The sequence below is a fragment of the Stenotrophomonas acidaminiphila genome (assembly GCF_014109845.1).
Classification (GTDB): Bacteria; Pseudomonadota; Gammaproteobacteria; order Xanthomonadales; family Xanthomonadaceae; genus Stenotrophomonas; species Stenotrophomonas acidaminiphila.
Genome location: NZ_CP043567.1, coordinates 1,138,534 through 1,158,596, shown reverse-complemented (window position 1 = coordinate 1,158,596; position 20,063 = coordinate 1,138,534). Strand labels below are relative to the sequence as shown.

At 68.6% G+C, this 20,063-nt stretch carries 13 protein-coding genes; 2 read left to right on the top strand and 11 right to left on the bottom strand.

The features are described from left to right. Positions 1 to 68: 68 nt before the first annotated feature. From F0P95_RS05265 to F0P95_RS05235, 7 genes are all read right to left on the bottom strand, one after another. Positions 69 to 1,505: a glycoside hydrolase family 47 protein gene (locus F0P95_RS05265; RefSeq protein WP_182335958.1), complete on the bottom strand. Its 1,437-nt coding sequence runs from the start codon at positions 1,503 to 1,505 to the stop codon at positions 69 to 71. Next, positions 1,505 to 4,189, bottom strand: a complete 2,685-nt coding sequence (locus F0P95_RS05260) for a beta-mannosidase (RefSeq protein WP_182335957.1) — start codon at positions 4,187 to 4,189, stop codon at positions 1,505 to 1,507. Before F0P95_RS05260 ends, F0P95_RS05265 begins: the two co-directional genes overlap by 1 nt. A gap of 68 nt (positions 4,190 to 4,257) precedes the next feature. After that, the gene (locus F0P95_RS05255) at positions 4,258 to 5,535 is read right to left on the bottom strand and encodes an AGE family epimerase/isomerase (protein ID WP_182335956.1); all 1,278 of its coding nucleotides are present in this window, start codon (positions 5,533 to 5,535) and stop codon (positions 4,258 to 4,260) included. Beyond that, positions 5,532 to 6,527 (bottom strand): carbohydrate kinase family protein, encoded by a 996-nt coding sequence (locus F0P95_RS05250; RefSeq protein ID WP_182335955.1) that lies wholly within the window; start codon positions 6,525 to 6,527, stop codon positions 5,532 to 5,534. Before F0P95_RS05250 ends, F0P95_RS05255 begins: the two co-directional genes overlap by 4 nt. A gap of 6 nt (positions 6,528 to 6,533) precedes the next feature. After that, positions 6,534 to 7,841, bottom strand: a complete 1,308-nt coding sequence (locus tag F0P95_RS05245) for a sugar MFS transporter (RefSeq protein WP_182335954.1) — start codon at positions 7,839 to 7,841, stop codon at positions 6,534 to 6,536. A gap of 31 nt (positions 7,842 to 7,872) precedes the next feature. Then, positions 7,873 to 8,934: a LacI family DNA-binding transcriptional regulator gene (locus tag F0P95_RS05240; protein ID WP_054661539.1), complete on the bottom strand. Its 1,062-nt coding sequence runs from the start codon at positions 8,932 to 8,934 to the stop codon at positions 7,873 to 7,875. Between the two features lie 127 nt (positions 8,935 to 9,061). After that, the gene (locus F0P95_RS05235) at positions 9,062 to 11,512 is read right to left on the bottom strand and encodes a GH92 family glycosyl hydrolase (RefSeq protein WP_182335953.1); all 2,451 of its coding nucleotides are present in this window, start codon (positions 11,510 to 11,512) and stop codon (positions 9,062 to 9,064) included. Positions 11,513 to 12,267: 755 nt separating this feature from the next. Between F0P95_RS05235 and F0P95_RS05230 the strand changes: the two genes are divergently transcribed. After that, positions 12,268 to 15,402, top strand: coding sequence for a TonB-dependent receptor (locus F0P95_RS05230; RefSeq protein WP_182335952.1), 3,135 nt, complete (start codon positions 12,268 to 12,270; stop codon positions 15,400 to 15,402). A 191-nt stretch (positions 15,403 to 15,593) separates the two neighbouring features. On the opposite strand, the gene F0P95_RS05225 is transcribed toward F0P95_RS05230, so the two are convergent. Further along, the gene (locus tag F0P95_RS05225; protein ID WP_182335951.1) at positions 15,594 to 16,214 is read right to left on the bottom strand and encodes a glutathione S-transferase family protein; all 621 of its coding nucleotides are present in this window, start codon (positions 16,212 to 16,214) and stop codon (positions 15,594 to 15,596) included. A gap of 79 nt (positions 16,215 to 16,293) precedes the next feature. Next, complete coding sequence (locus tag F0P95_RS05220) at positions 16,294 to 17,070, bottom strand: NYN domain-containing protein (RefSeq protein WP_056931533.1); 777 nt, start codon at positions 17,068 to 17,070, stop codon at positions 16,294 to 16,296. 121 nt (positions 17,071 to 17,191) lie between these two features. Here F0P95_RS05220 and F0P95_RS05215 point away from each other — a divergent pair, with 121 nt between their 5' ends. Beyond that, entirely contained in the window at positions 17,192 to 18,487 is a 1,296-nt protein-coding gene (locus tag F0P95_RS05215; RefSeq protein ID WP_182335950.1) for an NAD(P)/FAD-dependent oxidoreductase, read from the top strand. Between the two features lie 12 nt (positions 18,488 to 18,499). Here the strand turns inward: F0P95_RS05215 and F0P95_RS05210 are convergent, their stop codons facing one another. Both F0P95_RS05210 and rpoH read right to left on the bottom strand, forming a co-directional pair. Next, a complete protein-coding gene (locus tag F0P95_RS05210) occupies positions 18,500 to 18,901 on the bottom strand; it encodes a GFA family protein (protein WP_182335949.1) in 402 nt (133 codons plus the stop codon). 178 nt (positions 18,902 to 19,079) lie between these two features. After that, positions 19,080 to 19,955, bottom strand: a complete 876-nt coding sequence (gene rpoH, locus F0P95_RS05205; protein ID WP_054661518.1) for an RNA polymerase sigma factor RpoH — start codon at positions 19,953 to 19,955, stop codon at positions 19,080 to 19,082. Positions 19,956 to 20,063: the final 108 nt, after the last annotated feature.

Below are 20,063 nucleotides of genomic sequence, written 5' to 3'. Positions count from 1 at the left end.
CAGAAGGGTTTAAACCGGCGCAACCGCAGCCGGCCCCTCCCCTGCGAGGAGAGGGGGCCGGCGTGCGCTCACCAGGTGCGGCGCAGCGGATGCGCTTCGGTGTTGAACACCACGCCGTCGAAGTCCAGCGCGGTGGCCGGCGCGAACAGCAGATAGTAATACTTGAAGGTCTCGGCGAACAGGAAGCTCTCCATCGAGTCGTCCTTCTCCTTGCTGCGCACGTCCTTCAGCGCCGAGAAGCCGTGTTCGGTGCGGGTGTATTTCACGAAATCGTCGAAGAACTCCTTGCCCATGCCGCGGTAGCGCGCATCGCCGGTGTAATGGTGCAGGTAGTAGGCCGACTCGACGATTTCCGGGCGCAGCGCATACCCGGGCGAGCGCACCTGCATCGCCGCGTAATCCAGCGACTCCGGTTCGATGCCATGCAGGCGCCACATCTTCAGGTTGGACTCCTGCAGGCGCCGGGCGCGCTCCAGGTCGCCCCCGAGCGCCAGCAGCCCGGGCATGAACGCATCCAGCGCGCCATAGGTGGTGGACGTGCGCGCGCCGCTGTCCATGTCGGCATGGCCGTACCACAGCTCGCCTCCGCGCACGTCGTCGGCCAGGTACTGGTTGAGCGGGCCGATGCTGTCCTCCCACATGCGCTTGCAGTCCTCGTCGCCGAACAGCTTCCAGCACTTGAGCAGGTATTCGTAGTACGAATCGATGCCGCCGGCGATGGAGGCATCCTTGTTGGTCCACTCGCCGGTCTCGACGTTGATGTTCAGCCCGACCAGGCCGATCTTCGAGCGGCGCCTGTAGGTCTCCACCAGCGCGCGCTTGGCCTTGTCGTAGTACGCCTGCTTGCCGGTGAGCCTGGCCAGGGTGCCGAACTCCAGCAGCAGGGTGCCGGTCTCGGCCGGGTTGCTGATCGTGCCGCGGGTCTTGCCGGTGCGCAGGTTGACGTGGGTGTACGGCAGGCCGGTGGGGCTGTCGAATACCGGCGACAGGCGCGTGCCAAGGTCGTCGGCCAGCGCGAGCAGGCGCGGGTCGTCGGTCATCTGGTAGGCCGACAGCAGGCCACCAAGCAGGCGGATGGTGACCTCGAAGTTCTGCACTTCGATGTCCTGGTCGAACGAGAGCTGGCCGACGATCAGTTCGCGCGCCTCGTTGGCCTCCTTGTCCAGGCCGAGCAGCAGCAGCGTGTCCAGCGCGTCGACCGGCGACATCAGCAGCGGCACCGGGTACCAGTCGCGCGGCTGCGCGCTGATCGGCTTCAGGTCGTCGTGGCCCCTGGCGTACTGCATGTAGCCCTGCCAGGCATGGCGGGTGGCCTCACGCACCTGCTCGGCCATGCGCGCGGCCTCGGCGTCGTCGACCGCCGGTACATCGGCGGCCGCGGCCGGGCCAGCGGCAGGAGCGGCGTCGCCGGGTGCGGCGGTGGAAGCAGGCGGCGACGGCGTGCAGGCGGACAGCGCCAGCAGCAGGGCCGCGGCCAGGGGGGCATTGCGCAGGGCTCGGTTCATCATCGGGTCCTCGGGGTGGAAGCGGGGGCGTGCGGGGGAGCGGAAGCGGCGTGCAGGGTGTCGCCCAGGGTGCGCATGCGCAGCGCGGCGCGCAGCGCATCGAGACGGGCGTCGGCATCCACGCGCAGCTCGCGGCTTTCGCCGGGCAGCAGGTCGAAGGCGTTGTCCTCCACGCGGGCGCCGGTGTCGCCGAAATCGACCCACACCGCGCGCACAAGGCCATCGGCATGCAGCCGCAGGCGGTAGCCGTCGCCCTCGGCGCGCAGTTCGGCCTGCAGCTGGCCGGCGCCGAGCGCCTGTTCCCGGGCCGGCACGAAATGCACCAGCCGGCGCGCGACCACCTGGCCGTCGCGCAGCAGTTCGAACACCGCCACGCTGCGCGCCGGGTCGTGACCCTTGAGCAGGTCGGCATCGACCAGCTGCGCCACGGCGGTCGCGGCCATCGGCGCCAGGGTGATGGTTTCCTGTTGGCGGGCGAACTCGCGGCCGTCCACGTCCATGACCCGCACCCGCCACTGCGCGGTGAGCGGCCGTGCGCCATCGTTGAGCAGGCTGAAGCGGGTGACCCCGTCGTCTTCGCGCAGCGCCGCCACCGCGACGTCGGCGAAGAAGCGCCGCGCGTGGTAGTGCAGCGCCTTCCAGTGGCCGTAGTAGTCCAGGCTCGACCACGATGCGCCCGGCCACACGTCGTTGAGCTGCCAGTACAGCGAACCCATCGTGTAGGGGCGCGAGGCGCGGTGGTGCAGCGCGGCCAGTGCGATGCCCTCGGCCTGCATCACCTGGCTCAGGTAGACGAAATCGGCGAACGTGGCCGGCGTGCCGTACTCGCGCTCGATGTAGTGCAGCAGGCGCGCGTTGCCGTTGCCGGCCATGAATTTCTGGTGGGCGCGGATCACCGGCCCGTCGATGCGCTGCTCGTCGCGCGTGGCGAACGCATCCACCGTGGACAACTGCGGCCACGCCTGCAGGCCGTACTCGGACATGAAGCGCGGGGTCTCGTCCAGGTAGGCGGTGACCGGCAGCGCCGGATTGCCCCACACCTGCCAATAGTGCTTGTCGCCACGGGTGGAGTCATTGGCCCGGGCGTCGAGGTCGTTGCCCGGCGAGCTGGACCAGTACGGCACGCCCAGGCCTTCCTCGGCCACCACCGCGCGCAGGTCGGTGCCGAACAGGTCCACGTAGCCCTGCCAGACCCGGGCGGCGAACGCGGGGTCGGCATCCTTCAGCTGCTTGCCATGCCCCCAGTCCTTCCACGCGGTTTCCTCCTCGTTGTTGCCACACCACAGCACGATGCTGGGGTGGTGGCGCAGGCGGCGGATGTTGTCGCGGGCCTCGGCCACCACGCTGGCGCGGAACGCCGGATCGTAGCCAGGCTGCATGCCGCCGCCGAACATGAAGTCCTGCCACACCAGCAGGCCCAGTTCGTCGGCGATGTCGAAGAAGTCGTCGCTCTCGTAATAGCCGCCGCCCCAGTTGCGCAGCATGTTCATGTTGGCATCGCGCGCGGCCTGCAGGTCGCGGCGCAGGCGTTCGCGCGTCACCCGCGCCGGGAACGATTCGAACGGGATGACGTTGGCGCCCTTGGCGAACACCGGTACGCCGTTGATGACGAAGGCGAAGCCCTGGCCGCCATCGGCGTCCTGCTCGCGGCGCAGCTCCACCGTGCGCAGGCCGGTGCGCAGCGTCGTCTCGCGCGCCGGGTCGCCGCCGCCATCCAGGCGCGCCCGCACGGTGTAGCGGTCCTGCGCGCCATGGCCCACCGGCCACCAGCGCCGTGGCTGCGCGATCTCCAGCGGCAGCTGCAGCGCATTGTCGCCGGGCTGCAGGCGCACATCGCGTTCGAGCCGCGCAACCCGGCGCCCTTCCGGATCGAGCACGTCGACCGCGACCGCGGCCATGCCTGCGGCTTCGCCGCGCTGCACCTGCAGCCGCACGCCCAGGCGTGCGCGCCGCGCGTCCAGCGCGTCGATGCGCACGGCCAGGTCGGTGATGCGCTGCAGGTCCCATCCGTCCAGGTGCACCTGGCGCCAGACGCCGGCGGTGACGTAGCGCGGGCCCCAGTCCCAGCCGAAGTGGTAGGCCGGCTTGCGCACGAAATTGCCGACCATCGCGTCGGCCGGCTCGTCGCCGTAGGGCGAAGGGTAGTTGCCGGCGATCCTGTGCGGCATCGCCTGCACCTGCGGCAACAGGGTGCGGATCGGCGAGCGGAACACGACCCGCAGTTCGTTGCCGTCCGCACGCAGGCGGCCGTCGACGCGCGCGCGCCAGGTACGGTGCGCGTTGTCGGCCTTCAGCAACGGCTGGCCGTTGAGGCTGACCTCGGCAAACGTGTCCAGGCCGTCGAAACGCAGTTCGGCATGGCGGCGCGACAGCGTGGCCGCATCCACGTCGAAGCGCGCCCGGTACTCCCAGGCGGCCAGCCCGATCCATTGCAGGCCGGCCTCGGCCGCACCCACGTAGGGGTCGCCGATCACGCCGGCGGCGTACAGGTCGTCATGCACGCTGCCCGGCACCCGCGCCGGGCGCCAGGCGTCGAGGCCGGGGTGCGCCTGCAGCTGCGGATCACCCGGCAGCAGCCGGAAGCTCCACTGCGCCTGCAGCGGCGCCGCCGCGGCAGTGCCGGCGAGCGCGCACAGCGCATACAGCAGCAGCGCGCGACAGTAGCCCGCCACACGGATTTGCATCGATCCAAAATGGAGTATCGCCTGCCGCATGATCGCTCTCCCGCTGCCGTCGCCGCTGTCGCCGGGCCTCAGCCCGGCTGGCCTGCGCGCACCACGTTCAACACTTCGTGGCAGGCGCCCATGGTGTGGTAATCGGTCTTGCCCGCCGGGCTCTTCTCGTCGTCGTACCTGCGGTTGTCGGCATCGAGAATGCGGAACCAGGCGCCGTAGCGGTGATCGACCATGTGCTGCCAGGCGTATGCCCACAGCCGCTCGTACCACTGCCAGTAGGCATCGTCGCCGGTACGCCCGGCCAGCAGCGCCGCGGCCGCAAGCGATTCGGCCTGCACCCAGAAATACTTGTCGTCGTCGCAGATATCCGCAGGTCCTGCTGCAAGATCCCGGCCATCCACCGGCGTGGCCTTCGCTGCCCGCGCTTCTTCCAGCGCCTGCTGCAGCCCCGCCGGTGCGAAGCCGTAGTACAACCCGCCGCGCGTCGCATCCCACGAATGCGCCACCGCGTCGTCGAACAGGTGCCGCGCGGTCGGCAGCAGCCAGTCGGCCTCGACGTGGCGGTCCAGGATCAGCAGCAGCTTGGCCCACTCGGTCTGGTGCCCGGGCTGGAAGCCCCACGGCCGGAACAGGTGCCTGGGGTTGTCGAGGTGGTAGGTCCAGTCGACGTTCCAGTCGACATCGTAGTGCTCCCACACCAGCCCGCCGGCCTTGGCCGCCTGGCGGCGGGTCATGTTGTCGGCCAGCTGCAGCGCGCGCTCCAGGTAGCGGCGCTCGCCGCTGGCCTCGAACGCGGCCAGCATCGCCTCGCACATGTGCATGTTGGCGTTCTGGCCACGGTAGCCGGTGAAGTTCCAGTGCGCGTCGGCCTCGTCGCGGTACAGGCCGTGGCGCGGCTCCCAGAAGTGCTTTTCCAGCAGCTGCCAGGTCTCATCCATCCACGCCCGGCCCTGCTCGATGCCGGCCTTGAGCGCGCAGCTGTAGGCCAGCAGTACGAAGGCCACGCCGTAGCAGTGGTTCATGTCGTCCTCGACCATGCCGTCGCGCAGGGTCCAGGCGTAGCCGCCGGTAGCCGGATTGCGGTGCACGTTGCGCAGGTAATCCACGCCGTGCTTCACCGCGGCCAGGTACTCGGGGTTGCCGAACTCGCGGTAGGCCATGGCGTAGTTGAAGACGAAGCGGGTACTGCTCACCAGGTGGCGGTGGCGGGCGTCGTAGACGCTGCCGTCGTCCTTGTAGTAGTGGAAGAAGCCGCCGGCCGGGTCGATGCAGCGCGGGTGGTAGAACGCCATGGTGTCGGCGATGTGCGCGCGCAGGAAAGCCGGGGAACGGAAATCGGGAGCGGGAGTGTTCATGCGATGGCGTCCTGTTGCTGCAGCAGCTGCTGCACTTCTTCGAGTTCGGGCATGGCGGCGAAGGCGCCCTTGCGGGTGACCGCCAGCGCGCCGACCGCGGCGGCGAAACGCAGGGTGGCGGTGACCGCGTCGTGGTCGCGGCAGAACGCGTCGAACGCGGCGCCGGTGCCGCCGCGCTCGGCCAGGCCGTAGAGCACGCCGCCGACGAAGGCGTCGCCGGCCGCGGTGGTGTCCACGGCGGGCACGCGGAAGCTGGGCACCTGGCCCTGGGCCTCGCGGGTCAACCAGCGCAGCGGCGCGGCGCCGTCGGTGACGATCACCCAGCGCGCCTGCGCGCCGAGCAGCCGGCGCAGCACGCGCGCTTCGCCGTCCTCGCCGAATGGGGCGGCCAGGTAGTCCAGTTCCTCGCGCGAGAGCTTGACCAGGTCCGCGCGCTCCAGCGCCTGCCACAGCCACGGCGTCGGGTCGACGTCGGCCGGCCACAGCGCCGGACGCAGGTTGAGGTCGAGGCTGACCACCGCGCCCGCGGCCCGCGCGCGGTCCATGCCGGCGAAGGTGGCCGCGGCGATGTCCGCTTCGGTCAGGCTGTTGGAACAGACGTGGAAGCAGCCGGTGCCGTCGAAGCAGGCCGGATGGAAATGCCCGGCGCGGAACAGCAGGTCCGCGGCCGGTGGGCGGTAGAAGCTGAAGCTGCGTTCGCCGTCCGCATCCAGCGCGACGAACGCCAGCGCGGTCTTGGCCGCATCGGTGCGCACGATGCAGTCGGTGAGCACGCCGGCCTCGGCCAGGCTCTCGGCAAGGAAGTCGCCGAACATGTCGCGCCCGAGCATGCCGGCGAAATAACTGCGTGCGCCCAGCCGCGCCGCCGCCACCGCGACGTTGGCCGGCGCCCCGCCGGCGTATTGCAGGAACGCACGCGGCGTTTCCGGCGTGGCCGGCGGCTGCGCCAGTAGATCGATCAAAATTTCACCGAAACAAACGATCTTGCCCATCTGGCCTCAGCCTCCCTGGCCGCTGGCGGCCCGCGGTCGCGAACCGACCAGGCCGTAGAAAATGATGTAGAGGTAGCACGCCACCGGCAGCACGAAGCTCAGGTGCAGGCCGATGCGGTCGGCCAGCATGCCCTGCAGCAGCGGGATCACCGCGCCACCGACGATGGCCATGATCAGCAGGCTCGATGCCTTGTTGGTCAGCGGGCCCAGGCGCTCGATGGCCAGCGAGAAGATGGTCGGGAACATGATCGAGTTGAACAGCCCCGTTGCGACGATGCCGTATACCGCGACCTGGCCGCTGGCGGCCAGGATCACCCCCAGCAGCACCACGTTGGCCAGGGCGAAGCCGGCCAGCAGGCGCCGCGGCGGATACTGCGCCAGCAGCCAGGAGCCGGCGAAGCGCCCGACCATCGCGCAGCCCCAGTACGCGGACACGTACTGCGTGGCGCGCTGTTCGCTCATGCCGCCGGTTTCCGGCAGCGCCAGGTAATTCACCATCAGGCTGCCGATGGACACCTCGGCGCCGACATAGAAGAAGATCGCCAGCACCCCGAACAGCACGTGCGGGTGCTTCAGTGCGTCCAGCAGGGTGTGCTGGGCGCTGTCGGCCTTTTCGGTGGCCTCGGCCAGGCTCGGCAGGCGGAACAGGCACACGAACACCGCCAGCAACGCCAGTGCGACCGCCAGGCCCAGGTACGGCCCCTGCACCGACTGCGCTTCGGCCGCGCGGTAGGCGACCTGCTCGGCCACCGGCAGCGCCTGGATCTGCTCGCCGCTCATGACCGTGGTGCCGAGGATCAGGAACCCGCCGAACAAGGGTGCCAGGGTGGTACCCAGCGAGTTCAGCGCCTGCGCCAGGGTCAGCCGGCTGGACGCGGTCTGTTCCGGTCCCAGCAGGGCCACGTACGGGTTGGCCGCGACCTGCAGCACGGTGATGCCGGTGGCCAGCACGAACAGCGAGGCCAGGAATGCCTCATAGGTGCGCAGTGCCGCCGACGGCCAGAAGCCCAGCGCGCCGACGGCGGCGATCAGCAGCCCGGCGATGATGCCCTTCTTGTAACCCAGGTGCGCGACCAGCCGGCCGGCCGGCAGCGACATCAGGAAGTACGCGCCGAAGAAGGTGAACTGCACCAGCATCGCCCGCGTGTAGTTCAGCTCGAACACCGCCTTCAGGTGCGGGATCAGCACGTCGTTGAGGCTGGTCAGGAAGCCCCACATGAAGAACAGCGTGGTGGCGACCGCCAGCGCGACCCGGGGCGTGACCACCGTGCTGGAGGTCGCGGGCGTTGACAGGGGCGTGGACGGGATCGGCATGGCGCGCCTCGGGGTGCGGTGTCGGAAGGAATCAGGTGGGGCGCGCGGCGCTGCTTTCGCGGATGCGCAGCTGCACCGGCGCGACCGTGCGCATTGGCGGCGCGTCGGGATCGTCCAGCCGCTGCAGCAGCAGCGCGGCGGCCTGGCGCCCGCGCTCGCGCGGGTCGGCGATCAGCGTGGTCAGTGGCGGCACCGCCACCGCGGCCTCGGAAATGTCATCGAAGCCGGTAACGGCGAAATCGCCGCCGGGGCGGATGCCACGCGAGGTCAGGCCCAGCATCAGGCCCAGCGCGACAGTGTCGTTGTAGCAGACCGCCGCGCTGGGACGCTGGCCGTCGGCGAACAGCTCACCGGTGCGCGCAGCCGCCTCCAGGCGGTTGGGTGCCGACTCGATCATCCACTGCGGGCGCGCCTGCAGGCCCGCTTCGGCCAGCGCCTGCTGGTAACCGGCACGGCGCTGGTGGCACGAGCTGGACGCGGCGTGGCCGCCGAAGAAGGCGATGTCGCGATGGCCGCGTTCGATCAGGTGACGGGTGGCCAGGTAGGCGCCCTGCTGGTTGTCCATGGTCAGGAAGTCCCAGTCGGCGCCGGGCAGTTCGCGGTTGAACAGCAGCACGTTGGCGTGCGTGCCGAGCACCTGGCGCAGCTGCGCGGCGTCGCTGCCTTCGGCCGGCGACAGGATGAAGCCGGTCGGGGTGTGTTCCATCAGCGTGCTCAGCACCGCCTGCTGCCGCTCCGGCGACTCGCCGGTGCTGCCGAGCAGGGTCACGTAGCCCTTGCCGCCCAGCGCCTCGTCCACGCCGGATGCGAACTCGGCGAAGAACGGGTTGGACAGGTCGTTGATCACCAGCGCGATCGACGACGAGGTGCGTCGCCGCAGGTTGGCGGCGGTGCGGTTGTACACGTAGCGCTGGCGGCGCAGCTCGGCCTCGACCCGGGCGCGGGTATCGACGTTGACCAGCGGGCTGCCGCGCAGCACCAGCGACACGGTCGCGCGCGACACGCCCACGGCCTGGGCAATGTCGGTCACGGTGACCGCGCGCTTGCCGGTCCGGCGCGTGGATTTTCCGGCGGTGGAGGTGTCGTTGCTCATCGTCGCTCGCAGGTGGGCATGAACGTCACAGCTTAAAAGCGGCCGATGACGAAGTGGGAACCGGGATCAGTCCCCGTGGCGCGGCGCATCGCCCGGGCCGTCGCTGCATCGTCCGCAAGGCGCCGGTTCACTGCATCGCGCTGCCCGGGGTGGCGCACCAGGACACCGGCAGGTCCGCCACGTCCGTGCCCCAGCCCTGCTCGGGCGCCTGCGCGGCCAGCGTGTAGCGGATCGTGCCGCCCGCGCGCAGCCGCGCCCAGTCCAGCCACACCGCATGCTGCGGCGCGCCGTCGACCTGCACGCCCTGGATGTACTGCAGCCGGCGTCCGTCGGCACCTGGTGCCTGCAGACGCAGGGTGCGGCCGTTGCCCAGCGCGATCTCCGCGCTGGAGAAGCGCGGCGCGTGCAGCAGGAACTGGCCGCTGCCCGGTACCGCCGGGTACAGGCCCAGCGCGCTGAACAGGTACCACGCCGACATCGTGCCCAGGTCGTCGTTGCCGGTGACGCCGTTGGGGGCGTTGGTGAACAGCTGCTGCGCGGCGCGCACCACGGTGGCGGTCTTCCACGGCTGGCCGATCAGCGTGTACATCCACGGCGCATGCAGGTCCGGCTCGTTGTTCGGGTTGTAGCGGTACTGGTTGTAGTAGCTGTAGGGTCCGACCACCCATTCCTTGCGCGCGGCGGTCAGCGGCGCCTGCACCAGCGCGTCGTAGGCGAAGAACGCATCGAGCCGGCGCCCGGCCTGCTCGCGGCCATGCATCGCCGCCACCAGTCCCGGAACGTCCTGCTGCACCAGCCACTGGTACTGCCAGGCGGTGCCTTCGTGGAAGCCATGCTGCGAACGCGGGCTGTAGTGGCCATCGGCCGGCGTGTACCACGCACCGTTCTCGTCGCGCGGGCGCGGGAACCCGCTGAAGCCGGTGTCGGCGTCGCGCACCTGCGGGTCCCACACCTTGTGCCAGTTGCGGCCGCGCTGGCGCAGCGTCGCCGCGTCGTCGGCATGGCCCAGGCCGTCGGCCATCTGCGACAGCGCGCAGTCGGCCAGGGCGTATTCCAGCGTGGCCGAACCGCCGTGGTGCGGGTCCACGTCCATGCCCTTGGACGGGAACGCGCGGTCATAGGCGACATAGCCGTCGCGCAGGTAGCTGGCGTTGCCGGAGCGGCCGGCCGCGCGTGAGTTCAGTGGCGGCATGCCGAACGCATTGCGGCGCAGCGCGGCCCAGGCTTCGGCCTCGCGGCCCGCCAGCGCGCCGAAGCGCCACAGGTCCACCATGAACGGCGTGACCGGGTCGCCGGTCATGATGTTGGTCTCGAAGCTGGCGTAACCCCAGCGCGGCAACCAGCCGCCCTGCGCGTCGATCGCCAGCAGGCTGCGGCCGATGTCGCGCGCGACCTCGGGCCGGGTCATCGCCAGCCACTGGTTCTGCGCGCGGTAGGTATCCCACAGCGAGAAGTACTCGTAGTAGGTCCAGCCGTCGGCACGGTGGATCGCGTCGTCGTAGCCGCGGTAGCGGCCATCGGCGTCGCTGCCGGTCATCGGCTGCAGCAGCGCGTGGTACAGCGCGGTGTAGAGCACCGTGCGGTCATCCCGGCTGCCGCCCTGCACGCGCACCGCATCCAGTTGTTCGCGCCAACCCTGCTGCGACAGCGCGCGCATGCGGTCGAAGCCGAGCAGGCGGCCGTCCTGCATGCCATCGGCGCGCAGGTTGGTGCGCGCGCCCTCGGCATCGACGTGCGAGATCGCGCTGGTCGCGGTGACGGTACGGCCATCGGCCAGGTCGAAGCTCAGCCACGCACCATTGGGCTTGAGCTCGCCCTCCATGCTGTGGCGCGCGCCGGGCAGGCCGCCCTGTTCGCCCCAGGTGCCATGCGCCTTGAACGGGCGGTCGAACTCGATGCGGAACCAGGTGGTGTACTGGTGCCCGCCGCAGAAACTCCGGGTCACCAGCTTGCCTTCCACGGCGCGGTCGCCGACCACGTCGATGACGCTGCCGATCACCGAATGCCGCTCGTTGGCCTGGCCCACGTTGACCAGTACGTGGCCCTCGGCGCCGGTGGTGAAGGTATAGCGTTCGCTCGCGGCACGGGTGCGCGCGGTAGCTTCCACGTCGATGCCGCCGTAGCCGGTCAGCCGCACCCGGTAGTAACCGGCCTGCCCCACCTCGCCGTCATGGCTGTAGGCCGAGGCGTAGCGCGTGTGGTCGAACGCCTTGGCGTCGGCGGTGTCGAAATCCCCTCCCGGGCCGATGCGGCCGGTCACCGGCAGCACCGATACCTGCCCGCCCTGCTCCCAGCACCCGGCGCCGGAGAGGAACGAATGGCCGAACCCGCGGATCTTCTCGTCGTCGTAGCGCCAACCGGCGTAATGGCTGCCGATCGGGCTGACCTGGATCAGGCCGAACGGTGCCGACGCGCCCGGGAAGGTATTGCCGTCGTCCTTGCTGCCGATGAAGGTGTTGACCTCGCGCTCCAGCGCGAGCGGCTGGGCCGGCAACGACGGGACGAAGGCCAGCGCCAGCAGGCAGGCAAGCCCGGCGGCGGAACCCGGACGGGCGGCGGGGGACGGCGATCGGCGCATGCGGTGGTTCCTCAGGGTCGATGTCGGTGCGTGGAAAAGGGGGTCCGGCCGAAGCCGGACCGGTGATACCCGGCCCATCCCATGCGGGATGGGGGAGAGAGGGCCGGGATCAGAAAGCGGCAGGACGAGGCGCGGTCCAGCGCGCCGGGGATGACGGCCAGGCCGGGACAAACGGGCGATTCGATTCGGTCATGGCGTCCTCCTCTTCGATCCCGCTGCCCGGCGCCTGCGGAGACTGCCCGCAGCCGGCGATCACGAGACCTTCCATCGTTCCAAACGGAACATACGTTGAATTTAGATCGATTCAAGTAAACCACGGTCGTTTGCCGGACTGCATTCTGCGGCGCACCATCGCCTGCGCCCTCTGACAGGCCGGCCGGGTTGCGCGTCTCCATGCGCCGCAGCCGCCGGCGTGCCCGCTCCCGCGCCATGGGCGGCGGATTCCAGGCAGGGACCCCCGCGCGTTCGAGGCCCAGGCCTTGTCCGGCCGGCCTCCGTCGGAGCGCGACTTATTGCGCAGCAACATGCACCCGGGGTGGCGCTGTGCTAAAAAAACCGCGTCATTTGTTTAGATCGATCCAAATAGAGATCGACTGGCGATTGCCTGCGACAAGGGGAAAACGGACCGGGTCCGTCGCTCGATCCATGCACGAAACGCCCCCGGGCTCCCGGGGATGTCCGGCTTCAGAACTTAGATCGATTCAAGTCCTTTCGTACCCGTAGTGAATTCAAATCCAGGAGAGGGAGAGAGTGGAATGAAACAGAAGTCACGCATGCACGCCCGGAGTTCGCTGTCCGGGGCGATCGCCGTCGCACTGGCCGCCACCGTGCTGCCGGTCGGCGCCATCGCCCAACAGGCGGCCACGTCAACGCCCGATGCCACCACGCTGGATGCGGTCACCGTCACCGGTTACCGCTACGCCATCGAGAAGAGCCTGCAGCAGAAGCGCGATGCCAACGCGGTGGTCGAAGTCATCACCGCCGAGGACGTCGGCAAGTTCCCGGACAAGAACGTGGCCGACGCGCTGCAGCGCGTGCCGGGCGTGATCATCACCCGCAGCGGCGGCGAAGGTAAGAACGTCAGCGTGCGCGGCCTGGCCGCCGACCTGACCCTGACGCAACTGAACGGTAACTACGTCGCCAGCTCGGAAACCAACAACGAAGCCTCGCGCTCCTTCAACTACACCCTTCTGCCGTCCAACATGCTGTCGGCCGCCGAGCTGTACAAAACGCCGGAGGCACGCCTGGACGAAGGCGGCATCGGCGGCACGGTGATCCTGCGTACCCGTCGCCCGCTGGACATGGAATCCAACACCGGCTTCGCCAGCATCGAAGGCACCTCTTCGGACACCAGCAGCGGTGTCGACCCGCAGGCCTCGGCGCTGTACTCCTGGCACAGCAAGGACGAGCGCTTCGGGTTGCTGGTCGGTGCCACCAGGCAGAACCGTACCAACCGCAGCATGGATGTCACCACCGAGGACTGGCAGTGGTACAGCGATCGCCTCGATGCCAACGGCAACATCAGCCATGACTATGTCTGGAACGAGGCAGGCACCACCCGCAACCCGCCTGTCGACGCGCATGGCAACCCGATGAAGGATGTGTCGCAGTTCTGGGGCCGCTCCGGCATCTATGACCAGAACGGCCGCCACTACTCCGGTTTCTCGATGCCGACCTCGGTCAACTTCGCGGTGAAGGACGAGAAGCGCGAACGCACCGGTGGCCAGCTGACCTTCCAGTTCAAGCCGGTCGACAACGTCACCATGACCGCGAACTACTTCCGCTTCGAGCTGCAGGGCAACTACACCCAGAACATGCTCAAGATTCCGGAATGGAACCTGGCGCGCGTGGCCGGTGACGGCAACTGGGAAGGCGGCCGCCTGCTCAACGGTTTCACCATGGACCCGAGCGGCACCATCGTCACTGGTGCCGAGTACGAAAAGCTCGCCGGCAAGACCTACATCTGCAGCGAGGACGAGGCCGCCGCTGCGGGCCTGCCAGGCGGTGGCTGGGGTCCGGATGACTGCACCATCCCCACCCCGCAGCTGACCGGCACCTACAGCCGCGAGAAGGCCTTGTCGCAGACTGCCGACCTGAGCGTGGACTGGGATATCAGCCCGCTGTGGAAGGCCAGCTTCGCCGGCGGCCGCACTTGGTCCGAGGGCGGCCCGTCGATGAGCTTCCGCATGTCAGCCAAGCCCCGCCGCAAAGTCGGCAACAGTTGGGAAGCCGGCAATCTGTACAGCGCGTGGGATCTCACCGGAACGCCGACCGCGACCTTCTCGCCCGATCTACAGCAGAAGCTGATGTCCGGTGTCGCCGAAATCGACACAGGCTCGACCGACTCGTCGTGGATGCAGACCAGCATCGAGCAGAACCACTTCCAGGCCGATTTCACCAAGCTGTTCGAAGCCGGCGTCCTGGACTCGATACAGTTCGGCGCCAAGTACAACGACACCGACGTGCACCGCAACACCGGCAATACCTACTGGGTGTGCCAGGGTGCGGACCCAGGCGATTACAGCAAGCGCTACCAGGCAGGCTGTGATTCCACCGCGGGCATCGCGCAGCCGGGCTTCTTCCTGTCGCAACCACTGGGCAACATCGCCGGTGGCTTCAACGCCAACCTGTTCCCGGGCATCAACTACCCGGCCTACATCGACTACCTCAACAACACCTACGGCCCGGCACAGAACCGCCGTGAAGACGATTTCGTCTACAACGTCGGCGAGAAGGTCTACTCCGGTTATTTCCAGGCCAACTTCCGCACCGAGCGCCTGCGCGGCAACATCGGCGTGCGCGTGGCACGCACCAGGCAGCATGCGGAATCGAGCGATTCGGTCGAGCGCTTCATCGACTACTTCGCCGACAACGCCGCCGGCAATCCCATGGCCTGTACGGATCCCGCCGCCGCGGCGCTGCTGGGCTCGAACACCGGCTATGGCTGCGAAAGCGGCTTCGTGCGCCTGCCCGACGCCATGGCCCGCGAAAAGACCTACGAGCTTGCGGCGCTGGACAAGACCTATACGGACATCCTGCCGAGCTTCAATATCGCCTGGGACATCACCGAGAGTCTGGTGTTGCGTGGAGCGGCATCCAAGGTCATCGCTCGCCCGCGTTACACCAGCATCGCCTATCCGGGTGGTCTGAGCTACTACAGCCAGGAATACAGCAACGACCGTGTCGTTGCCGGCGGCGCGGTCAATCCCGGCTGGTACGGTTCCGGCAGCAACAAGGGCCTGGATCCGTTCGAGGCCACCCAGTACGACCTGAGCCTGGAGTGGTACTTCAAGCCCGGCGCGGTGGCCGGCATCGGCCTGTTCCGCAAGGACGTGAAGAACTTCACCATCGGCGTCGAACGCGACATGCAGATGAACGTCGGCGGGCAGATGGTCACGGTGCAGAACTACAAGACCGATGCCAATGGTCGTGACGCGGTGTCGCAGGGTGTGGAGCTGTATGGCCAGTACACCTTCGACTTCGGCCTGGGCTTCCAGGCCAACTACACCTACAACGACACCAACATGGCCTCGGTCGAGATCAACGGCGAGAGCATCGGCGCCTCGCCGCTGGTCGGCAGCGCCAGGAACCAGGCCAACTTCACCGTGTTCTACGAGAATGCCCGCTTCCTGGCACGCGCCTCGTACAACCGTCGCGGCGAGGTGGTCGGCGACCTGAGCAACGGCTTCAATATCTATACCGAGCCGTACGATCAGTTGGACCTCAACACGGCTTTCAACATCCGCGAGGATCTGACGCTGGCCGCCTCCGTACTGAACGCCACCAAGTCCGAGCAGCGCGCGCACCTGGGCAATGACACCAAGGCCCGCTTCTACTCCAATGGCTACAGCGGTCGCCAGCTGTATCTGGGCCTGACCTGGAAGTTCTGATCCCTGCCTTCCGCACACCCACGACGACAGCCGCGCTGGTACAGGCGGCTGTCGTCGTTTGTAGCGTTTGCAGATGCGTGGCTCGCCCGCAGGGGCTTCACCGCAAACGCCCCGTGCGGGGCAGGCCACGTACCTACGGACTACCGCGTGGATACGGGGCCTGCCGCGCGTCTACGGTATTCCGGCAATTCTCAGGTCAGCGGCGTCATCACCGCGCTGCGGTACGCCGGGCGCTGTTTCAGCCGCGCATACCAGCCGCCCAGGTGCGGCAGCTCCGGGCGCTGGACCGGCATCTCGAACCAGGCATACGCGAACGCGCCGAGCGGGATGTCGCCCATCGCGAACGTGTCCCCGGACAACCACGGCTGCCGCGCCAGCTCGGCGTCGGCCAGTGCCAGCAGCTCGCCACAACGCACCAGCGCGGCGTCGATGCGCGCCGCGTCGCGGTCGGCCGGCGCGGTGCGCACCACGCCCCAGAACAGGTCGCGGAAGGCCACGGCGAAGCTGGAGATGGTCCAGTCCATCCATTTCTCGCTCTGCGCGCGCAGCGCCGGATCTTGCGGATACAGCGTGCCCAGCGCATAGCGCGCCGACAGGTAACGGACGATGGCGTTGGACTCCCACACCGGCAGGCCGTGATCCTCGATCACCGGCACCAGCCCGTTGGGATTCATCTGCCGGTACTCCGGCGTCTGCGTGCCGCCGAACGCGCCGCCGACCTCGATCGATTCGTAGGGCAGGCAGATCTCCTCGGCGCACCACAACACCTTGCGCACGTTGCTGGAATTGCGACGTCCCCAGATCTTCAACATTGCGGTTCCCGTCATGGGCGATGCCAGCCGCGCACGATACGCCAGCCCACGTCATGACGGCGTCCGCAGCGGTGCGCCGTCACGCCGCGCCCGGCTTGCCGGCCTTGGGCGCGGCCTTGCGCGGCAGCGCGCGCACGTAGGACGACTTGCCGTCCTTCTTCAGCTCGAACAGGCCGATCGCGGCGAGCAGGTCGGAGAGCTTGCCGTACCCGTAGTTGCGCGGGTCGAACGAGGCCTGGTTGCCGATCTGGCTGCCCACCGGCCCCAGGTGCGCCCAGCCGTCCTCGCCCTCGGCCGCACTCACCGCGCGGCGCAGCATCTTCACCAGCCGCGTGTCGCCACGCAGTTCGGCGCCGCTCTTGCGCGGACGCGCTTCTTCGCCCACGTCCGGGCCGACTTCCGGCGTGCCCGGGTGCGACTGCCCCAGCACTTCCAGGTAGGTGAACTGCGAGCAGGCGTTGACGAACGGATCGGGCGTCTTCTTCTCGCCGAAGCCGTACACCTTCACCCCGTCGGTCAGCAGGCGCATCACCAGCGGGGTGAAGTCGGCATCGCTGGAGACGATGGCAAAGCCATCCAGATTACGTGCGTAGAGCAGGTCCATCGCATCGATCACCATCGCCATGTCCGACGCGTTCTTGCCCTTGGAATAGGCGAACTGCTGGATCGGCCGGATCGCGTACTCGTGCAGCACCGATTCCCAGCCCTTCAGGCGCGGGCTCTTCCAGTTGCCGTAGGCGCGGCGCACGTTGGCCACGCCGAAGCGCGCCACCTCGGACAGCACTTCGTCGATCTTCGCCGCGGGCGCGTTGTCGGCGTCGATCAGCAGGGCGATGCGCTTCTCGGAATCGGACACGGCGGTCTCTCCATGGCGGTCGGCTTGACCCCAGTATCGATCATCGACATGCGCCTGCGTACCCCGTGCGAAAATGGGGGCCGGTTGTCACGCCCTGCACGGCCTTCCACCGGAGTACCGCATGCCCCACGACCGCCCTCCCCGCCTGTTGATCATCGGCGGCGGCTTCGCCGGCCTCTGGGCCACCCGCGCCCTCGCCGGCGCGAACCTGCGCATCACCCTGATCGACCGCCGCAACCACCACCTGTTCCAGCCACTGCTGTACCAGGTGGCAACCGCCGGTCTGTCGGCCCCGGACATCGCCGCGCCGCTGCGCCATATCCTCGGCCGCCAGCGCAACGTCGAAGTCCGGCTGGGCGAGGTGGAGGCGATCGACAAGCAGCACCGCCAGGTGCGGCTGCGCGATGGCGGCACCCTGGACTACGACCTGCTGCTGGTGGCCTGCGGCGCCACCCACGCCTATTTCGGCAACGACCAATGGGCGGCGGACGCGCCCGGGCTGAAGACGCTGGACGATGCGCTGGCGCTGCGGCGGCGGCTGCTGCTGGCCTTCGAGAAGGCCGAGGCCGAAGCGGACCCGGCCAGGAAGGCGGCATGGCTGAGTTTCGCCATCGTCGGCGGCGGCCCCACCGGCGTCGAGCTGGCCGGCACCCTGGCCGAGATCGCGCGCCACACCCTGCGCAACGAATTCCGCCATATCGATCCGGCGTCGGCAAAAGTGCGCCTGGTCGAGGCCGGGCCGCGGGTGTTGTCCAGCTTTCCGGAAGTGCTGTCGCTGAAGGCACGCCGGCAACTGGAGCGGCTCGGGGTGGAGGTGCATACCGGCACCCCGGTGACCGCCATCGATGCGCAGGGCTTCCGCCTGGGCGGGGATTTCATCGCCGCCCGCACCGTGGTCTGGGCCGCCGGTGTCGCCGCTTCGCCGCTGGCGCGGACGCTGGACACGCCGCTGGACCGCGCCGGCCGGGTGCGGGTGCAACCCGATCTCACCGTCCCCGGCCACCCGGAGATCTTCGTCGCCGGCGACCTGGCCGCGCTGGCCCAGGCCGATGGCCGGCCGGTGCCGGGCGTGGCCCCGGCCGCAAAGCAGATGGGCAGGTACGTGGCCGCCGCCATCCATGTGCGGCTGCAGCAGCGCGCCGCGCCGCCGCCGTTCCGCTATCGCGACCAGGGCAACCTCGCCACCATCGGGCGCATGGCCGCCATCGTGCACATGGGCCGGCTCAAGCTGTCCGGCCTGCTCGCCTGGTGGTTCTGGCTGGCCGCGCACGTGTTCTTCCTGATCGGCTTCCGCAACCGGCTGGTGGTGCTGCTCAACTGGGCGGTGGCGTACTGGAGCTACCAGCGCGGCGCGCGCATCATCTTCGGCGACGCCGATGCCGACACCGATCCGCCCACGCGGCCGCCGGCGGACTGACCGGCAACGGGCCTAGCCGTTGCCGCCGGCGAACTGCTCGAACACCTGCTGGCCGGTCAGCGTCGGCGTCTGGTTGGCCAGCGCATAGAACGGCGGCTTCTCGTCGATGAAGATCTGGCTGGCCAGTTCGAACGCCTGGTCCTGGAACAGCCCGGCCGAGACGTAGTACTCGCCATCGGGCACCAGCCGGTAGTAGAGCGTGCTGCCGCAGGTACCGCAGAACGCGCGCTCGGCCCACTCCGAGGAGCGGAAGGTCTTCAGCGCAGCGCCGCTGAACTGCACCTTGTCGTCACAATGCACGGCGAAGAACGGCCCACCGGTCCAACGCCGGCACATGCTGCAGTGACACAGGCCGATCTGCGTCGCATCGCCGGCCACCACTTCAACCGCGCCGCACAGGCAGATTCCCTTCATCGTCGTCTCCATTCGTGGATGCATCCACGCAATCTACACCGCGGCGACGCCACCGAAGCCACCCGCGGTCGCGGTTCCGCAAGGCGGTGCCGGCATGTCCGCGCCGGTACCGGCGAGCGGCAACGAAAAAGCCCGGGTTTCCCCGGGCTCTTCGCATGCCAGCCTGGCGGCGTGGCGATCAGGCGGTGAACAGCGCCTTCATCTTCTTCAGCGCGTTGGCCTCGATCTGGCGGATGCGCTCGGCCGACACGCCGTACTCGTCGGCCAGCTCCTGCAGCGTCACCTTGCTGTCGGCATCGAGCCAGCGGCGGGCGATGATGTCGCGCGAACGCTGGTCCAGGTTGGCCAGGCCCTCGCGCAGCAGCTGCAGCTGGTTTTCCTCGCTGTCCTCGCGCTCGTAGGCCTGCGACGGGTCCTCGTCGCGCGCGACCAGGTACGCCGCCGGCGACGGCGGTGCGTGGTCGTCGTCTTCGTCGGACGGCGCATCGAAACCGACGTCGCGACCGGACAGGCGCGACTCCATCTCCATCACTTCGCGCTCGGAGACGTTCAGGTCCCGGGCCACCGCGCTGACCTCGGCGGCGTTCATCCAGCCCAGTCGGGTCTTGGACTTGCGCAGGTTGAAGAACAGCTTGCGCTGCGCCTTGGTCGTGGCGACCTTGACGATGCGCCAGTTCTTGAGGATGAACTCGTGCATCTCGGCACGGATCCAGTGCACCGCGAAGGAGACCAGGCGCACGCCCATGTCCGGGTCGAAGCGCTTGACCGCCTTCATCAGGCCGATGTTGCCTTCCTGGATCAGGTCGCCCAGCTGCAGGCCGTAGCCGTTGTAGCCGCGGGCCACGTGCACGACGAAACGCAGGTGCGAATGCACCAGCTCGCGCGCGGCATCCAGGTCCTGCTCGTCGCGGAAGCGGCGCGCCAGTTCCTGTTCCTCATCGACCGAGAGCACCGGGATCTGGTGCACGGCACCGATGTAGGCATCCAGCGAACCCAGCGCACTGGGAATCGGAAGATTGTTCGCCACAAGGGCAGTGGAGGTGTTCTGGCTCATAGGACCTCATCTTAGCAGTCGAACTATTGGACTGCCCGGTACAGAAAAAGTTCCAGCGTTCCATTTTTGTTGAAAAACAACCCTGGAAGCCCCTTGAAACTCCCCGGA

Excerpts from the sequence above, each read along its gene's own strand:
- F0P95_RS05265 (WP_182335958.1), bottom strand. The coding sequence starts at position 1,505 with ATGAACCGAGCCCTGCGCAATGCCCCCCTGGCCGCGGCCCTGCTGCTG.
- F0P95_RS05260 (WP_182335957.1), bottom strand. The coding sequence starts at position 4,189 with ATGCAAATCCGTGTGGCGGGCTACTGTCGCGCGCTGCTGCTGTATGCG.
- F0P95_RS05255 (WP_182335956.1), bottom strand. The coding sequence starts at position 5,535 with ATGAACACTCCCGCTCCCGATTTCCGTTCCCCGGCTTTCCTGCGCGCG.
- F0P95_RS05250 (WP_182335955.1), bottom strand. The coding sequence starts at position 6,527 with ATGGGCAAGATCGTTTGTTTCGGTGAAATTTTGATCGATCTACTGGCG.
- F0P95_RS05245 (WP_182335954.1), bottom strand. The coding sequence starts at position 7,841 with ATGCCGATCCCGTCCACGCCCCTGTCAACGCCCGCGACCTCCAGCACG.
- F0P95_RS05240 (WP_054661539.1), bottom strand. The coding sequence starts at position 8,934 with ATGAGCAACGACACCTCCACCGCCGGAAAATCCACGCGCCGGACCGGC.
- F0P95_RS05235 (WP_182335953.1), bottom strand. The coding sequence starts at position 11,512 with ATGCGCCGATCGCCGTCCCCCGCCGCCCGTCCGGGTTCCGCCGCCGGG.
- F0P95_RS05230 (WP_182335952.1), top strand. The coding sequence starts at position 12,268 with ATGAAACAGAAGTCACGCATGCACGCCCGGAGTTCGCTGTCCGGGGCG.
- F0P95_RS05225 (WP_182335951.1), bottom strand. The coding sequence starts at position 16,214 with ATGTTGAAGATCTGGGGACGTCGCAATTCCAGCAACGTGCGCAAGGTG.
- F0P95_RS05215 (WP_182335950.1), top strand. The coding sequence starts at position 17,192 with ATGCCCCACGACCGCCCTCCCCGCCTGTTGATCATCGGCGGCGGCTTC.
- F0P95_RS05210 (WP_182335949.1), bottom strand. The coding sequence starts at position 18,901 with ATGAAGGGAATCTGCCTGTGCGGCGCGGTTGAAGTGGTGGCCGGCGAT.
- rpoH (WP_054661518.1), bottom strand. The coding sequence starts at position 19,955 with ATGAGCCAGAACACCTCCACTGCCCTTGTGGCGAACAATCTTCCGATT.